16 protein-coding genes are annotated in these 16,421 nt (G+C 72.0%); 7 read left to right on the forward strand and 9 right to left on the reverse strand.

Annotated features, from left to right (window positions below; all coding sequences use genetic code 11):
* Positions 1–64: 64 nt before the first annotated feature.
* Entirely contained in the window at positions 65–694 is a 630-nt protein-coding gene (locus tag OO67_RS12785) for a TetR/AcrR family transcriptional regulator (RefSeq protein WP_033299837.1), read from the forward strand.
* Between the two features lie 141 nt (positions 695–835).
* Positions 836–1,579 (forward strand): bifunctional DNA primase/polymerase, encoded by a 744-nt coding sequence (locus OO67_RS12790; protein ID WP_033299838.1) that lies wholly within the window; start codon positions 836–838, stop codon positions 1,577–1,579.
* A 70-nt stretch (positions 1,580–1,649) separates the two neighbouring features.
* On the opposite strand, the gene OO67_RS12795 is transcribed toward OO67_RS12790, so the two are convergent.
* Positions 1,650–2,648, reverse strand: a complete 999-nt coding sequence (locus tag OO67_RS12795; protein WP_033299839.1) for an SCO2278 family lipoprotein — start codon at positions 2,646–2,648, stop codon at positions 1,650–1,652.
* A 292-nt stretch (positions 2,649–2,940) separates the two neighbouring features.
* Between OO67_RS12795 and OO67_RS12800 the strand changes: the two genes are divergently transcribed.
* A complete protein-coding gene (locus OO67_RS12800; protein ID WP_033299840.1) occupies positions 2,941–3,612 on the forward strand; it encodes a PhzF family phenazine biosynthesis protein in 672 nt (223 codons plus the stop codon).
* Here OO67_RS12800 and OO67_RS12805 read toward each other — a convergent pair whose 3' ends face one another.
* Together OO67_RS12805 and map are read right to left on the reverse strand one after the other, a co-directional pair.
* The gene (locus OO67_RS12805) at positions 3,613–4,278 is read right to left on the reverse strand and encodes a biliverdin-producing heme oxygenase (protein ID WP_033299841.1); all 666 of its coding nucleotides are present in this window, start codon (positions 4,276–4,278) and stop codon (positions 3,613–3,615) included.
* A gap of 165 nt (positions 4,279–4,443) precedes the next feature.
* Positions 4,444–5,301, reverse strand: a complete 858-nt coding sequence (map, locus tag OO67_RS12810; RefSeq protein ID WP_033299842.1) for a type I methionyl aminopeptidase — start codon at positions 5,299–5,301, stop codon at positions 4,444–4,446.
* A gap of 58 nt (positions 5,302–5,359) precedes the next feature.
* Between map and OO67_RS12815 the strand changes: the two genes are divergently transcribed.
* The gene (locus OO67_RS12815; protein ID WP_033299843.1) at positions 5,360–5,596 is read left to right on the forward strand and encodes a hypothetical protein; all 237 of its coding nucleotides are present in this window, start codon (positions 5,360–5,362) and stop codon (positions 5,594–5,596) included.
* 167 nt (positions 5,597–5,763) lie between these two features.
* Here the strand turns inward: OO67_RS12815 and OO67_RS12820 are convergent, their stop codons facing one another.
* Positions 5,764–7,044 carry an MFS transporter gene (locus tag OO67_RS12820; protein ID WP_033299844.1) on the reverse strand — a complete coding sequence of 427 codons (1,281 nt, stop codon included), beginning with the start codon at positions 7,042–7,044 and terminating at the stop codon, positions 5,764–5,766.
* 68 nt (positions 7,045–7,112) lie between these two features.
* Positions 7,113–7,715: a hypothetical protein gene (locus OO67_RS12825; RefSeq protein WP_033299845.1), complete on the reverse strand. Its 603-nt coding sequence runs from the start codon at positions 7,713–7,715 to the stop codon at positions 7,113–7,115.
* A gap of 152 nt (positions 7,716–7,867) precedes the next feature.
* Between OO67_RS12825 and npdG the strand changes: the two genes are divergently transcribed.
* Both npdG and OO67_RS12835 read left to right on the forward strand, forming a co-directional pair.
* The gene (npdG, locus tag OO67_RS12830; protein WP_033299846.1) at positions 7,868–8,578 is read left to right on the forward strand and encodes an NADPH-dependent F420 reductase; all 711 of its coding nucleotides are present in this window, start codon (positions 7,868–7,870) and stop codon (positions 8,576–8,578) included.
* An 80-nt stretch (positions 8,579–8,658) separates the two neighbouring features.
* Positions 8,659–8,850 (forward strand): hypothetical protein, encoded by a 192-nt coding sequence (locus OO67_RS12835; RefSeq protein WP_033299847.1) that lies wholly within the window; start codon positions 8,659–8,661, stop codon positions 8,848–8,850.
* Positions 8,851–8,864: 14 nt separating this feature from the next.
* On the opposite strand, the gene OO67_RS12840 is transcribed toward OO67_RS12835, so the two are convergent.
* The gene (locus tag OO67_RS12840) at positions 8,865–9,677 is read right to left on the reverse strand and encodes a site-2 protease family protein (protein ID WP_033299848.1); all 813 of its coding nucleotides are present in this window, start codon (positions 9,675–9,677) and stop codon (positions 8,865–8,867) included.
* A gap of 123 nt (positions 9,678–9,800) precedes the next feature.
* Between OO67_RS12840 and OO67_RS12845 the strand changes: the two genes are divergently transcribed.
* Positions 9,801–13,142, forward strand: a complete 3,342-nt coding sequence (locus OO67_RS12845; protein ID WP_033299849.1) for an ATP-binding protein — start codon at positions 9,801–9,803, stop codon at positions 13,140–13,142.
* A 3-nt stretch (positions 13,143–13,145) separates the two neighbouring features.
* Here OO67_RS12845 and OO67_RS12850 read toward each other — a convergent pair whose 3' ends face one another.
* The 3 genes from OO67_RS12850 to panB all read right to left on the reverse strand — a co-directional run bounded on the left by OO67_RS12850 (position 13,146) and on the right by panB (position 16,060).
* Positions 13,146–13,997: an ABC transporter permease gene (locus OO67_RS12850; RefSeq protein ID WP_033299851.1), complete on the reverse strand. Its 852-nt coding sequence runs from the start codon at positions 13,995–13,997 to the stop codon at positions 13,146–13,148.
* Positions 13,994–15,013: an ATP-binding cassette domain-containing protein gene (locus OO67_RS12855; RefSeq protein WP_106972740.1), complete on the reverse strand. Its 1,020-nt coding sequence runs from the start codon at positions 15,011–15,013 to the stop codon at positions 13,994–13,996. Before OO67_RS12855 ends, OO67_RS12850 begins: the two co-directional genes overlap by 4 nt.
* A gap of 159 nt (positions 15,014–15,172) precedes the next feature.
* Positions 15,173–16,060: a 3-methyl-2-oxobutanoate hydroxymethyltransferase gene (panB, locus tag OO67_RS12860; RefSeq protein ID WP_033299856.1), complete on the reverse strand. Its 888-nt coding sequence runs from the start codon at positions 16,058–16,060 to the stop codon at positions 15,173–15,175.
* Positions 16,061–16,421 lie beyond the last annotated feature (361 nt).

Genomic DNA, 16,421 nt, shown 5'->3' on the forward strand with positions numbered 1-16,421 from the left:
GCGCGCGACGGTGGGGCTACGGACAAGACGATACGTATCGGGCCGTGCGCCTTAGGGTGGCCGCATGGCACCTCACAGGACCCCCGACTCCAGCCGCCGGAGCGACCGCTCCCGCCGCGCGATCCACGACGCCGCGCTCGCACTCGTCGGCGAGGTGGGCTACGCGAGGACGACGATCGAGGGCATCGCCGCCCGTGCCGGGGTCGGGAAGCAGACGATCTACCGTTGGTGGCCGTCGAAGGCGGCCGTGCTCATGGACGCGTTCCTCGACCTGAGTGCCCGGCAGGCCGCTGAGGTGGACGCGGCCGGGGCCGACGGTGACTACGGGATTCCGGACACCGGGGACCTGGAGGCCGACCTCAAGCTGGTCCTGCGGGCCACGGTCGACGAACTCAACGACCCCGCGGCCGAGGCTCCCACCCGGGCCCTTGCCGCCGAGGGCATCATCGATCCGGCTCTCGGGGCGCAATTCGTCGAAAATCTGCTCGACCCCCAGCTTCAGTTGTATGTCACACGCCTGCGCGCGGCCCAGGAGGCAGGCGAGGTGCGCGCGGACGTCGATCCGCGTGTCGCGCTGGAGCTCCTGATCGCCCCGCTCACCCACCGCTGGCTGCTGAGAACGCTTCCGCTCACCCACGCGTACGCGGACGCCGTCGTCGACCACGCGCTGCGCGGGCTCCTGGTCCGGCCCTGAACCGGGTGGGTATTTCGTGACATTCCGCAGAAAGGCGTCGGCCCTCGCGCGACGGCCCGGGCACCCCGCTTGGGAACTCTGGCCACCCGAGGCGCAGGATGGTGGGACCATGGAGAGGTAACCGCTGAGGTGAGGGGATAGATGGGCGCCGATTCCGGCCGCTATCGCGGCACAGAGGGCAGGATTTCCCAGTGGCTGCGCAGGCGGCCGAAGCCACAGCCGGAAGCCGACGACGCGGCGCGGCTGGCGATGCTCCTGGCCGTAGCCGAGGCCGGGATGCCGATCTCACCTGCCGCGCACCCGTCCGGGTACCGGTGTTCGTGCGAACGCATCGGCTGTCCCACCCCCGCGCGCCACCCCCTCTCGTTCGCCTGGCAGACGCAGTCCACGACGGACTCCGCGCAGATCGAGCGCTGGGCGGCCAACCAGCCGCTCGCCAACTTCATCACCGCGACGGGCGCGATCCACGACGTCCTCGACGTCCCCCTCCCGGCAGGGCGCGCGGCCCTGGAGCGGCTCACCGAGGCGGGCATCGACGTCGGCCCCGTCGCCCAGTCCGGGTCCGACCGGATGCTCTTCTTCACCGCCACCCGCGGCACCCCCGACGACGAGGACGAGTGGTGGCCGTGCGAGCTGGACTGCCACCCCGAGACCATGGACGAGCATCCGGGGCTCCGCTGGCACTGCCGCGGCAGCTACGTCCTCCTGCCGCCCGCACGGCTCCCGGGCGAGCTGGACGTGCACTGGATCCGCGGCCCGGAGAACCCCCTGCCCGACCCGCTGACCCTGCTCGAGACGCTCACCGACGCCTGCGCGCAGTACGCGGACACAGCCGACGCGAGCGACCTCGACCACGACTCCGTGGCCTGGCCGCTCAGCCGCTGAGAGCGGACACCGTCAGCCGGGCCGCCCGCCGGGGAGCAGGGCCCGCTCCGGACCCTGTGTCCCGTGGCGGTCAGGACCCCTGCGCGGCGACCAGACCGGGCAGCCGGTTCAGCACGCGCACCTTGCCGTCCGCACCGCCCGCGCCCTTCTTGGGTACGTAGACCAGCTGGCTCGAGACCCGCTCCTTGGTGAGGGTGCTCTTCACCTCGCCGCTCAGCAGCGCCTGCACGTCCTTGGTGACCGTCGGCCGCAGTCCCTGGGCGGCCGTCTGCCGCTCGAAGTGCTTGCTGCTGAAGAAGACCAGTGCCCCGCCGTCCTCCGTCGTCAGACCCAGGGGGGCGAACGTCCCGGAATCCAGGGCCTGGTCGACGTACTGGTAGGAGAAGCCCGCCCTGCGGGTGGTCTTCCGTGCCTCCCGCCAGCCCGAGGTCATCGACCCCGGAGCGAACACATCCGGCGCACCGTCCCTGAGGTAGTCCGTGTACGTGGTGCTCAGCTCCGCCGGAGCGGTGGCCAGCGTGGCGTCCGTGTCCGCCGAGGGTACGGGCTGCGCCCAGCCGTCGGCGTCCCTGCGGAACTTCGGTACCTCGGTCGCGGAGGCGACCGCCAGGTAGGAGACCTTCCACGGCGCGTCGGGACCGGTCCGGACGAACGCCAGCAGCCAGCGGGTGTCCTGCTTCCCGCCGTCCTGGTCGCGGTTGGAGTCGGTGTCCGCGACGAACCAGCGGGGCCAGCCCGCCTTCCGGGGAATGACGTACGAGGCGTCGGTCAGCTCCAGCGGCTTGTGCTGCGCGTTGCCCTCCGGGCTGTTCTTCTGCCGCGCGGTCAGACCGGCCTGGTTGATCGCGCCGAGCGAACCGGTCACCCGGTCCGCGTCGAGCGCCGGATCGTACGCCTTGTCCGCCTCGTTGTACGCGACGGTGAAGTCCTCCAGGGCCTTCGCGGCCTCGGGCTCCGTCGCTCCCGGCACGACTTCCAGTTCACCGTGCACCGTCACGCAGCCGCTCGCCGTCACGACCAGTACCGTCGCCGTCGCGAGCCCCGCCGCCAGTCGACCCAGCCTTCTCATCCGTTGCCTTCTGCGCCTTCTGATCCGTCGTCCGCACTGACCGCCTGAACCCTACCGGGGACCGGAACCGCGCGAGCGCGGGGATGAGATCCAGCGCCCAACCGTGACATCGGGAGGGGCGGTCCGGCGCGGCCGCCGCATCAGGGGGACCGGCGCGGCACGACGGGCGGCACTCCGGTCCGCGGGTGGGGGAACGCCTCGACCTGCTGCCGGTCCACCCCGTCGAGCGTCGACGGCACGGCCGGCGGCGGCCGGGCGCGTGAGGAACCGTGCGCGGTGCTTGAATGCGCATGTGAACGACTTCGAGGTACCCGACGGCATCGACGTCCTGCGCGTGTTCTGCGGCCCTGACGGCCGCCACGGCAACGCGCTGGGCGTCGTGCGCGACGGACGCAGGTATCCCGGCAACGAGTCCCGTCAGGTGCTCGCGAGGAAGCTCGGCTTCAGCGAGACGGTGTTCGTGGACGACCCGGAGCGCGGCACCGTCGACATCCGCACGCCAGGACTGCGGCTGCCGTTCGCGGGGCATCCGCTCGTCGGCGCGGCGTGGCTGCTCGACCTGGAGGTCCTGGAGCTGCCCGTGGGAGACGTGACGGCCCGTCAGGACGGTGAGTTCACCTGGATCACGGCCCGCCCGGAATGGGTTCCGGCGAGGACGCTGGAGCGGTACGCCTCGGTCGCGGAGGTCGAGGCGCTGACCGGGCCGCCGCCCGGCGAGGGCTGGCTCTACGTCTGGGCGTGGGAGGACGAGGCCGCCGGCCGTGTGCGGGCGCGGGCCTTCCCGCGGCGCGACGACGGCATCGAGGAGGACGAGGCGACGGGCGCGGCGGCGATGCTGCTGAGCGCCGAGCTCGGCCGGGCCCTCAACATCAGGCAGGGGCGCGGCTCCCAGATCCTCACCGCGCCCGCGCCGGACGGGACGATGGAGGTCGGGGGCCGCGTCCTTCTGGTGGTCGCGTCCTGACTACGCGCTGAGCGGGAAGACCTCGCCGAGCTCGCGGAAGACGGCGGTGTTCAGCGCGAAGGCGCGCTTGCACTCCTCGATGATGCGCTGCTTCTCCAGCTCGTCGGCGTCCACCGCGTCCAGCAGCTCCCGGTACTCCCGCTTGAAGGCGGCCGGGTTGGGGATCTGCTCGAAGACGTAGAACCGGACCCCGTCGCCCTTGCGCTCGAAGCCCCAGGTCTTCTCCGCCGTGCCGCGGATGATCTGGCCGCCCGAGAGATCGCCGAGGTAACGGGTGTAGTGGTGCGCTATGTATCCGGCGGGCCACTCCCGGGCGCACTCGGCGACCCGCGCGGCGTACGCGGCGGTGGCGGGCAGGGGTTCGAGTCCTTCGCGCCATTCCCCGCCCCGCAGATGGGTGAGGTCGCGCTCCAGTTCGGCCGTGCGCATCAGCTCCGGCTGTATGAAGGGCCCGGCGACCGGGTCCTCGCGCAAGGCCTGCGCACCGTCCTCCAGCGCCCGGTAGACGAACCACAGCTGCTCGGTGTAGCGCGCGTACGCGTCCACCCCGAGCCGTCCGCCGAGCATGTCGCCCATGAAGGTCGAGGACTCCGCCTCCGTGTGCTGCTCGTGCGAAGCGGTGCGGATCAGAGTCGAGAAAGGCGTGGTCGTGGCGGTCGAGTCCAAGGCGGGCCTCCGGGGACCGAGGGGACGGGAAGTCCGGACAGGAAGGTACATAGCGGTGGTATTCGTACGTGTGACTACACACCGATAAGCTGATCCTCCTGCTTAGGCATACCTAAGTCAACAGGTTCCCGACCGTCTGTCGGTAAGAGCGTCCGGTGGGAGTCCTCACGGAAGCGTCAGGATCTCCGCCCCGGTCTCGGTCACCACCAGTGTGTGCTCGAACTGCGCGGTCCGCTTCCGGTCCTTCGTCACCACGGTCCAGCCGTCGTCCCACATGTCGTAGTCATGGGTCCCGAGCGTCAGCATCGGCTCGATGGTGAACGTCATCCCGGGCTGCATCACGGTCGTCGCGTGCGGGCTGTCGTAGTGCGGGATGATCAGGCCGGAGTGGAACGAGGAGTTGATCCCGTGCCCGGTGAAGTCCCGCACCACCCCGTAGCCGAACCGCTTCGCGTACGACTCGATGACGCGCCCGATCACATTGATCTGCCGCCCGGGCCGCACCGCCTTGATGGCGCGGTTCAGCGACTCCCGGGTGCGCTCCACGAGGAGCCGTGACTCCTCGTCGACGTCACCGCAGAGGTAGGTGGCGTTGTTGTCGCCGTGCACGCCGTCGATGTACGCCGTGACGTCGAGGTTCACGATGTCGCCGTCCCGCAGCACGGTGGAGTCCGGGATGCCGTGGCAGATGACCTCGTTGAGCGAGGTGCAGAGCGACTTCGGGAAACCCCTGTAACCGAGGGTCGAGGGGTACGCCCCGTGGTCCACCATGAACTCGTGGGCGACCCGGTCGAGTTCGTCGGTGGTGACCCCCGGGGTGATGTGCCTGGCCGCCTCCTCCATCGCCTGGGCGGCGATGCGGCCCGCGATCCGCATGCGCTCCACGGTGTCGGCGTCCTGGATCTCCGGCCCGGTGTACGGGGTGGGGGCGGGCTTCCCCACGTACTCGGGGCGCCGGATCTTTCCGGGAACGGAACGGACGGGAGTGATCTCCCCTGGTACGAGAAGCGACTGGCCAGACATGTCAGCGAGTCTAACCAGCGTGCTCGGGGCACCATGGCAACGAGGAAAGGATCCCGCAATGGCCCTGTTCAAGAAGCGCACGGTGGGCAAACCGGGCGAATGGTACTACTGCCTGGAGCACAAGAAGGTGGAGGAGGGCCCCGAGTGCCCCGGGAAGGACCGGTTCGGCCCGTACACCACCCAGGGGGAGGCGCAGCGCGCCATGGACACGGCGCGTGAGCGGAACCTCGAGTGGGAGAACGACCCGAAGTGGCACGACCGTCCGGACCGGCCGGCGGACGGGACACCGGGCTAGGCCCCCGGTCCGGATCACGCCGGGGTCCGGACCGGCCCAATCACGCCGGGCTCCGGCCCGGTCCGGACGGAAGTCCCCGGGCCGCGTCCGCGGAGTCCCGTCCGGCCCGCGACGCCGGACGCGCGGGCGCGCCCCCGGGCGCCCGGCGTGACCTTGCGGAGGCGGTCCTAGGTCTGCTCGGCCTTCTCGGGGCCGGCGCTCGCGGCGCGCCGTCGCACGGCGTCCTCGTCCGTTCCGGAGTCGTACGTGAGGAGCTTCGGCAGCGCCGCGGCCAGCAGTGCGACCGAAGCGACACACGCCACGCCGCCGGTCCAGACCGCGGTCCGCGTTCCCGTCCAGCCCGCCATCGCCCCCGCCCTGACCTGGCCCAGCTGGGGGCCCACGCTGTACGAGAGGACCTCGATCCCGGCGAGCCTCCCCCGCAGCTCGTCGGGGATGGTCTGGTTCCAGATCGTGGAGCGTCCCAGCCCGCTGAGCATGTCGCCCGCGCCGGCCACTCCCAGGCAGCAGAGCACCAGCCAGACGTTCCCGAACCATCCGGCCGCCGCGATGGCCAGGCCCCACACCGCCGCGCCGCCCACGACGAACAGTCCGTGCCGGCGCACCCGTGAGGTCCAGCCGCTGGTCAGCCCGAGCACCAGGGAGCCGACGGATCCCGCGGCGTACATCAGCCCCAGCGACCACTCCGCGTCCAGCTCGTCCGCCAGGAACGGGAAGATCGTGTTCGGGAAGGCGAAGAGCATCGCCGCCAGATCGATCGCGTACGTCCCCAGCAGTACGGGACGGCTCCAGGCGTACCGTGCGCCCTCCGCGATCCCCCGCAACGACGGCTTCTGCGCGTCGTGCGCGGGCGGGGCCGCGGACAGCCGCAGGCACAGCAGCACGGAGACGGCGAAGGTGACGACGGTGACGCCGTACGCGGTGGCGTGTCCGGCGTAGGCCACCACGAGCCCTGCCAGCGCGGGGCCGGCGATCGCGCCCACCTGCCAGCGCAACGAGTTCAGTGCCGCCGCCGCGGTGAGCTGGTCGTGCGGCACGATCCGGGCCATCAGCGAGTCCAGCGCGGGCCTCTGGAGCCCGGCCAGAGCGGAGACCCCGCCGGCCACCAGGTACAGGGGCCAGAGCGCGGGCTCGGGCGCGGTCGCGTTCACCAGCAGGACGACGGCGAGCACACCGAGGCCCGCCTCGGTGCCCAGGATGACCTTGCGGCGGTCCGCGGAGTCGGCGAGCGCCCCTCCGTACAGCCCGAAGACGATGAGCGGGACGAGCTCCACCGCTCCCATGGCGCCGACGGCGAGCGGCGACCCGGTGAGGTCCTTGATCTGGAGCGGCAGGGCGATCAGGGCCATGAAGCTGCCGAAGTAGGTGATCAGCCCTTGGATCCACAGCAGCCGGAAATCGGCGGAGGAACGCCAGGGCGAGAAATCGGGCAGCAGACGGGAGGTCACGGAGGATCATGCTCCGTCGTGCCCGGCTCTCCCGGCAACCCATTTCCACCGCGGCCGGGACGGGCCCCTCACCAGCGGGTCGGTGGCGGTGCCGTCAGCTGGTCGGCCAGGCGGGAGAGGCGGTCGCGGAACGTGCGGCGGCCCCGGGCGGCCGGGGCGCGGTTCTCTCCCGCCGCCGCGCTGACCAGGTGCTGGACCGTGTCCAGGTCGACCTCGTCGTCGGCGGAGACGGTGAGCGCCTCGTGGGCGAGGCCCCGCACCTCCGGGTCGCCGCCGTCCAGCGTGAGCACGGTCGCCCCCGAGCGGCGCGCGTCGTGGACGCGCTCCAGCAGGCCGCCGTCCGGCCGCTCGGGCGCCACCACGAGCAGCGTCTCGCCGCGCCCGGCCGCCTCGATCCGGCCCAGGCCGACGGCCAGATGCACCGGGTCGTCCGGCTCCACCCGGTGGCGTACGAGCGTGGGCCGCAGCTGCGGCAGGCCCGACCACGTGGACTCGTCCACCAGATGCGCGGCCATGTGCCACGGCTCGTAGACCTCCGTCCCCACCAGCAGCAGCCCGCCGCCCTGCGGGACGACCGACGACCGCAGGGCCCGGGCGAAACCCCGGGCCGCCGCGGGCCACTCCGTCCCGGCGAGCACGTCACGCAGCAGGGCGACACGTACGGCATCCATGGCCCGGCATCATGCCGCCGCCGGAGCCCGCGTGGCTGCCCGATCGCGGTAATCCACCCGAACGTGAGCCCCTCCGTGCTCCCTGCGTGACGCACGTCCCAGAGCGACGAGGTGAGGGTTCCGCTTCCCTACCTCGCAGTAGGGTCGGCGGCATGACTACGAATGACAGTGGAAGCGCCCCCAAGCCCCCCGCCAAGGACCCCTGGGACCTCCCCGACGTGTCCGGCCTGACCGTAGGCGTGCTCGGCGGGACCGGTCCCCAGGGCCGCGGCCTCGCCTACCGCTTCGCCCGCGCCGGACAGAAGGTCGTCATCGGCTCGCGCGCCGCCGACCGCGCCGAGGCCGCCGCCGCCGAGCTGGGCCACGGTGTCGAGGGCGCGGACAACGCCGAGTGCGCGCGCCGCAGCGATGTCGTGATCGTCGCCGTGCCGTGGGACGGCCACGCCAAGACGCTCGAGTCCCTGCGCGAGGAGCTCGCCGGAAAGCTCGTCGTGGACTGCGTCAACCCGCTCGGCTTCGACAAGAAGGGCGCCTACGCCCTGAAGCCCGAGGAGGGCAGCGCCGCCGAGCAGGCCGCCGCCCTGCTGCCCGACTCCCGGGTCACCGCCGCCTTCCACCACCTCTCGGCGGTACTGCTCCAGGACGAGGCGATCGAGGAGATCGACACGGACGTGCTGGTGCTGGGTGAGGCGCGAGCCGACACCGACATCGTCCAGGCGCTCGCGAGCCGTGTCCCCGGCATGCGCGGCATCTTCGCCGGCCGGCTGCGCAACGCCCACCAGGTCGAGTCGCTGGTGGCGAACCTGATCTCCGTCAACCGCCGCTACAAGGCACACGCGGGGCTGCGTACCACCGACGTGTGAGCCCGTGCCCGGAGCCGAATCGGGCATGAGGGACACTGGACGGGACCGCGCACCATCCCCGGACAGGAGCACCAGCCCTCATGCCCCGCCTCGCTCTCTACACCAGCATCGTCTGCGTCCTCGCCGTCGCCGCGGCCGTGGTCTCCTTCGTCCAGGGCAGCATCCTTCCCGGCGTCGTATGGGTCCTGCTGGCCGGTCTCTCCTCCAACATGGCGTGGTTCTACGTGCGCAGGCACAAGGCGGAGTCCCGCGCCGAAGCCGCCGCCGGCTGACGGACCACCGCGCGTCAGCGGATGAGCGCACAGCCCGGGTCCTGGTCGCCGAACCACTCCTGCCAGAAGCGGTAACTGTCGAGTCCGCAGTACGTCTCGACCTCGCTCACGCCCAGGCCCCGCAGCAGCGCGTCCACCGCGTCGAAGAAGGCCCCGTTGACCTCCGGGATCCACAGGAGCGCGAAGACCGCGATCAGCCCGAAGGGCGCGAAGGGCTCGACCTGGCGCCGGATCCGGTAGGAGAGCCACGGCTCGATGACGCCGTAGCCGTCGAGACCGGGGACCGGCAGGGAGTTCAGGATCGCGGCCGTCACCTGGAGCAGTGCCAGGAACGCCAGCGCCAGCCGGAAGGGCAGCGGCACGCCGTCCAGGGCGCCCAGCCAGAACGGCGCCGTGCAGACGACGGCGAACAGCACGTTCGTCAGGGGACCGGCCGCCGAGATCAGGCTGTGCTTCCAGCGCCCGCCGATGCGGCCCCGCTCGATGTAGACCGCCCCGCCGGGCAGACCGATGCCGCCCATGATCACGAACAGCACGGGCAGCACGATGCTCAGCAGGGCGTGGGTGTACTTGAGCGGGTTGAGGGTCAGATAGCCCTTCGCCCCGACCGAGATGTCGCCGCTGTGCAGTGCCGTGCGCGCGTGCGCGTACTCGTGGAGGCAGAGCGAGACGATCCACGCCGCGGTGACGAAGAGGAAGACCGCGAAGCCGGTCTGCTCGGCGAAGCCCGTCCACACCGCCCAGCCCGAGACGGCCATGACGGCGACGATCCCCAGGAAGACCGGGCTGACCCGCCGGTCGCTGGGGCGGCGGAACGCGGTGGTCATCGGCGGCACTCCTGAGGGCTGGACGACGGCTGGAGCCCCCGACGGTACGGGTGACACGGCGAGAACGTCTCATGGACGGGTGGTAGTTCCTCGGAGGGCCGAGCCGTCACGGACAATGGGCGCGTGCACTACGGCATCCTCGGAACCACCCGCGCCCTCCGCGCCGACGGCACGGCCGTCGCCCTCAGCGGGGCGCGGCTGCGCGCCCTGCTCACCGTGCTGGCCCTGCGCCCGGGGCGTACGGTCCCGGCCGGAGTGCTCGTCGACGAGGTCTGGGACGGCGATCCGCCCGCCGACGCCCCGGGCGCCCTGCAGGCACTCGTCGGCCGGCTCAGGCGTGCGCTGGGCCGGGAGGCGGTCGAGTCCGCGTCCGACGGCTACCGGCTCGCCGCCGACCCGGACGCCGTGGACCTGCACCGCTTCCAACGGCTCACGGGGGAGGGCACCCGGGCCCTGGAGGACGGCGACGCGGCGAAGGCCGTCACGGTCCTCGACGACGCGCTCGCCCTGTGGCGCGGACCCGCACTCGCCGACCTGCCGGACCGCTCCGTGGCAGCCGCACGCTGGGAGGCGAGGCGCCTGGACGCCCGCAGGACGCGGATCGAGGCCGTCCTCGCACAGGGCCGTGCCGACCACGTCCTGTCCGACCTCGCCGGGCTCTGCGCAGACCACCCGCTCGACGAACCCCTGCAGGCGCTCCGTGTCAGGGCGCTGCGGGACGCCGGACGCACCGCCCAGGCACTCGCGGTGTACGAGGAGGTGCGCGCCCTGCTCGCCGACCGCCTCGGCACCGACCCGGGCCCCGCACTCCGCGCCCTGTACGAGGGGCTGCTGCACCAGGACCCGCCCGCCCCCGCTCCCGTCCCCCTCCCCGCACGGCCGGGCAACCTGCGGGCCAGGCTGACGAGTTTCGTCGGACGCGAGGCGGACATGGCGGACCTGCGGGAGGACCTGACCCGGGCCCGGCTGGTCACCCTCCTCGGCCCCGGCGGGGCGGGCAAGACCAGGCTGTCCCAGGAGACCGCCGAGTCGGTCGCCGCCTCCTGGCCGGACGGCGTATGGGTGGCGGAGCTGGCCCCCGTCGACGACCCGGAGGCCGTACCCGAAGCCGTGCTCAGCGCTCTCGGCGCCCGTGAGACCGTGCTGCGGGGCGCCGGAGCCGAAGGGCTCCGGGCCGTCGAGCGAAGCTCCGTGGCCGGCGCCGGGAGCGCGCTCACCCACCTCACCGAACACTGCTCGCGGCGGCGCATGCTGCTGTTGCTCGACAACTGCGAGCACGTGATCGAGGCGGCGGCCCGGCTCGCCGAGCATCTCCTCGCCCGCTGCCCCGGACTCACCGTCCTGACGACGAGCCGCGAGCCCCTCGGTGTCCCCGGCGAACTGGTGCGCCCCGTCGACCCGTTGCCCGACCCCATGGCCCTGCGTCTGCTCGCCGACCGTGGTGCCGCCGCCAGGCCCGGCTTCCGGGTCGACGCCGACGCGGCGACGGCGGCGTCCTGCGCCGAGATCTGTCACCGGCTCGACGGGCTTCCGCTCGCGATCGAACTGGCCGCGGCCCGGCTTCGGATGCTCGGCCCGCGGCAGATCGCCGACCGTCTCGACGACCGCTTCCGCCTGCTGACCAGCGGCAGCCGCACGGTGCTCCCGCGCCAGCAGACCCTGCGTGCCGTCGTCGACTGGTCCTGGGACCTCCTCGACGAGGGTGAACGCGCCGTGCTGCGGCGGCTGTCGGTGTTCTCCGGGGGCTGCGACATCACCGCGGCGGAGGAGGTCTGCTCCCTGCCGGGTACGCCGTCCGGCGACCCCCGCGACGTGGCGGTCGTCCTCGGCTCGCTCGTGGACAAGTCCTTGGTCGTGGCAGCGCCCGGCGACGGCGGCGACATGCGCTACCGGCTTCTGGAGACCGTCGCCGAATACGCCGCGGAACACCTCGACGCGTCGGGGGAGCGGGCCGTCGCCGAACGCCACCACCTCGTCCACTACAGGGAGCTCGCCCGCGCGACCGACCCCGAACTCCGCGGCGCGGGGCAGCAGGCCGCCCTCGCGCTGTTCCGGCGGGAGTACGAGAACGTGCGGACCGCGCTGCGGCGCGCCGTCGCCGCGCGGGACGAGCACGAGGCGCTCTGCCTCGTCCACTGTCTCTTCTGGTACTGGCAGATGCGTGATCTGCGGGGCGAGGCGCGCTTCTGGGCGGACGCGGTCGCGTCTCTCGGCCCCGATCCGTTCGCCGAACCCGTCGAGCCGGCGCCCTCGCTGGTCGAACGCTGCACCGACCGCCCCCCGCCGATGGAGCCGGAACAGCTCCAGGAGGCCAGGCGCGGTGTGCGGCTGGTCCAACTGGCCAGCATGGACCACGGTACCGACGAGTGGTTCACGGGTGCCGGCCGGGAATGGCTGCGGGCGATCGCCCGGACCTATCGCCCCGGCCAGCCGCAGACCTGCCGGATGCCGGGGTCGATGTGGATGTTCGCCGTCCTGTTCACCGGGGACCACGCCCGGTTCCGTGAGCTCCTGGACGGTACGGTGCGCACCTGCCGGGAGCTCGGTGACGAGTGGGAGCTCGCCACCGCCCTCCAGATGCGGGCCAACGCGCTGGCGAACCGGCCGGACTGGGCGGGCGAGGCCGGGCGTGACGCCGACGAGAGCCTGGACATCTTCATGCGCCTCGGTGACGCCTGGGGCGTCGCCGAGGCACTCGCCTCCAGGGGCGAGGCCAACGAACGCGCCGGTGACAGCGCGGCCGCCGCCGAGGACTTCCGTGCCGGGGTCGCCTACGCCGAGCAGCTCGGAGCCCACGCCCAGGTGGCGGTGCTGCGGGCCAGGTACGCCTCCGCGCTCTGCGACACGGGCCGCGGGGCGGAGGGGGAGCGCATCATGCGCGAAGTGCTCGCCGAGGGTGGCCAGTCCGGCTCCGAGGCCAGGACATGGGCCCGGCTGTATCTCGCGCTCTGGCTGGGAAGGACCGACCGTATCGCTGAGGCGCGTGAGCACCTGGACGCAGTGCGCGAAGTGCTCGCGTCCGAGAACGTTCCGTTGCCGTTCTTCGAGGGGTTCATCCTGGGTTTCCAGGCCTGGCTGGACAACCTGGAGGGGCTCTACGGCACCGCCCTGCCCCGGGCCCTCCGCGCACTGGAGCGGTCCCGGGACTCCCTGGTGGAGATGGTGGCACCCCATATGACCGCCGTCCACCTGGTCACCGTCGCCTGGGCTCTCGCCGGCGCCGGCGCCGGCGCCGGTGGCGAGCAGCGGGGGGCGGACGCGGCGCGGCTGCTCGGCCTCCACGCGGCGCTGCTCCCGGACGGATACCTCCCCACCGCCATGGAGCGCCGGAACCTGGCCCGCGCGGAGGAGACCGCGCGCGCCGCCCTGCCCGACGCCGAGGCGTACGAGGCCGCCCACGCCGAGGGCGGTGGTCTCACGGTCGAGGAGGCCACCGCCCTGGTGCACGCGTACGTCGGAGGCTAGACGTCAGGACGCCTTGCGGAACTTGGACACCGCGAGCGGGGCCATCACCGCGGTGATGACCACGGTCCAGCCGAGCGTCACCCAGACCGAGTGGGCGAGCGGGCCGCCCATCATCAGGGCGCGGGCGGCGTCGGCCAGGTTGGACAACGGGTTGTAGTCGGTGAACGTCTGGAGCCAGCCCGGCATGGTCGTGGTCGGCGCGAAGATGGACGAACCGAACTGGAGCGGCATCAGCACGAGCATCCCCATCCCCTGCACGGCCTGTGCCGTCTTCATGGTCAGTCCGAGCAGGATGAAGATCCACATGATGGCGGCACCGAACGCGGCCGACAGGGCGATCGCCCCGATCAGCCCGAGCACCGACTCCTGCAGCTCCATGCCGAGCGCGAAGCCCATGCCCAGCAGGATCAGGGTGGCGACCATCATCCGGCCGAGCTCGACCACGATCTTCGCGATGAGCACCGAGGAGCGGGCGATCGGCATGGTGCGGAACCGGTCCATGACCCCCTTGCGGAAGTCGTCGTTGACACCGGAACCGACCGCCATCGCGATGTTCATGCCCATCATCGCCATCAGGCCGGGGATCAGGTAGTTGAGGTACTCCTGCCGGCCGCCGCCCATACTGCCGCCGACCGAGCCGCCGAAGACGTACACGAACAGCAGCGTGAAGATGACCGGCATCAGGAGCGCGTCGAACATCGACTCCGGATCCTTCTTGATCTGGAGCAGGTTGCGCCGCACCAGGGCCCCGACGTGGCGCAGGTTGTTCCGCAGCCCGATCCGGCCCTCGTCGTGGAGCTTCGGCGACGGTGCGGAAGCCTCGGTGGGGGCGGGCGTCAGAGTCGTCGTGCTCATGCCGCGACCTCCTGGGGAGTCGTGTCGGTGACGGTGGCCTTGTCGCCCGTGATGGCCAGGAACACCTCGTCCAGGCTGGGCAGTGCGGTGGAGACGTGGGCGAGCGAGAAGCCCCGGGTGCCGAGCAGTCCGATGACGGCCGTCAGCTGCTCGTCGCTGAGGATCGGTACGTAGAGCAGTCCCTCGTCCGGGACCGCCTGGGCGCCGGCGACGCCGTCGAGACCGGCCTCCCTCACCGCCTGGGCCATCGCGGCCAGTTCGGCGGGATCGGACGGCCGTATCTGCAGGGTGCGGCCGCCGACCTTGGCCTTGAGCTCGTCGACACCGCCCCGGGCGATGATCCTGCCGTGGTCGATGACGGTGAGCTCGCTTGCGAGCTGTTCGGCCTCTTCCATGTACTGGGTGGTGAGCAGCACGGTCGCGCCCTCCGCGACCATCCGCTGCACCTCGTCCCAGACCTCGTTGCGGGTGCGGGGGTCGAGCCCCGTCGTCGGCTCGTCCAGGTACAGGACGGCCGGGCTGCCGATCATGGATGCGGCCAGGTCCAGCCGCCGCCGCATGCCGCCGGAGTAGTCCATCGCGGCCTTCTTCGCCGCGTCGGTGAGCGAGAAGCGCTCCAGCAGCTCGTCGGCACGGGACCGGGCCTTCTTGCGTGACAGGTCGAGCAGCCGCCCGATCATGTAGAGGTTCTCCCAGCCGGAGAGCTTCTCGTCGACCGAGGCGTACTGCCCGGTCAGGCCGATGGTGCGGCGCAGCTGGCGGGGCTGCTTCACCACGTCGTAGCCCGCCACGACCGCGTGCCCGGCGTCGGGCAGGATCAGGGTGGACAGGCAGCGTACGAGGGTGGTCTTCCCGGCGCCGTTGGGCCCGAGCACGCCGAGGACGGTGCCCTCGCGCACATCGAGGTCCACACCGTCCAGCGCCTTGGTCTCGCCGTAGTGCTTGACCAGCCCCCGTACCTCGACGGCGTTCGTGCCGCCCCTGAGGTTCTTGTCGTTTCGCGTCATGGGGACCATCAGACCAGCCGCTACCGACAAGTCACCGACATGTCGCTGACAGCGCACCGACAGCGAGGTGGCGGAGGGGCGGCCCGGTCCCGGGCCCTGGAGGGGCGACAGCCCGCCGATGGGGGAAGTCGGCGGGCTGTCGGTGGTGCGGCAGTGGTCAGCGGGGCGTCAGTGGAAGGTGTGCTCCGCCGCGGGGAAGGTGCCGCCGATGACTTCCTCGGCGTACTCCTTGGCGGCGTCGGTGAGCACCTGACGCATGTTCGCGTACTGCTTGGTGAAGCGCGGCACCTTGCCACCGGTCAGCCCGACCATGTCGGTGTACACGAGCACCTGCGCGTCCGTGTCGGGCCCGGCGCCGATGCCGACGGTCGGGATGTGCAGGGTGCGGGTCACCTCGGCGGCCAGCTCGGCCGGTACGAGCTCCAGGACCACGGCGAAGGCGCCGGCGTCCTGCACCGCCTTCGCGTCGCGCAGCAGCTGCTGGGCGGCTTCCTCGCCGCGGCCCTGCACCCGGTAGCCCATCGCGTTGACGGACTGCGGGGTCAGCCCGATGTGGCCCATGACCGGGATCCCGGCCTCGACCAGGAGCCGGATCTGCTCGTGGGAACGCTCGCCGCCCTCCAGCTTGACCGCGCCGACGCCGGCGTCCTTGATCAGCCGGGTGGCGTTGCGCAGGGCCTGCACCGGGCCCTCCTGGTACGCCCCGAAGGGCAGGTCGGCCACGATGAGGGCACGCTTGGTGCCCCGCACGACGGCGGCCGAGAGCATGGCCATCTCGTCCATGGTGACGGGCACGGTGGTCTCGTAGCCGAGGTGACAGTTGCCCATCGAGTCGCCGACGAGCATGACCGGGATGCCGGCCTCGTCGAAGACGGACGCGGTCATCGCGTCGTAGGCGGTGAGCATGGGCCACTTCTCGCCGCGCTCACTGGCGGCGGCGATGTCGTGGACGGTGATGCGGCGGGTGCTCTTTCCCCCGTAGAGCGCCTTGCCGGCGCCGGGTGCGGGACCCGAGGGGGGAGTGGCGGACTGGTTCTGCGCAGCCTGCAGCGACATGGCCAACGGCTCCTTCGTCATCTCGAGGCGCCCTGACGGCGTCCCCGGATCCCTTCCATGGTGGCATCCCGCAGCCGTTCCCGGGAAGTGGGCCCACCGCGTCCGGTGAACGGTGCGCGGCGACCGGGTCCCCAGCGCCCCCGCCGGAGGACCTCGCCGGCCGCGTCATCCGGACCCTCCTCCGGGAACGCGCACCCCGCTCACCGGAACCGCAGGTCACGGAAGTGGAACCGACGGCCTCCCCTGTGTGATCGTTCTGTCACAAGCCCCACACCCACGGCCATGGCCGGAACCCGCCACACCACATCGGTCGTCCTGATGGCAGTACGGCCGTCGTCGACGGCGGGATCGGCGTCACCCA

It is taken from the genome of Streptomyces atroolivaceus (assembly GCF_000717025.1).
Lineage (GTDB): Bacteria > Actinomycetota > Actinomycetes > Streptomycetales > Streptomycetaceae > Streptomyces > Streptomyces atroolivaceus.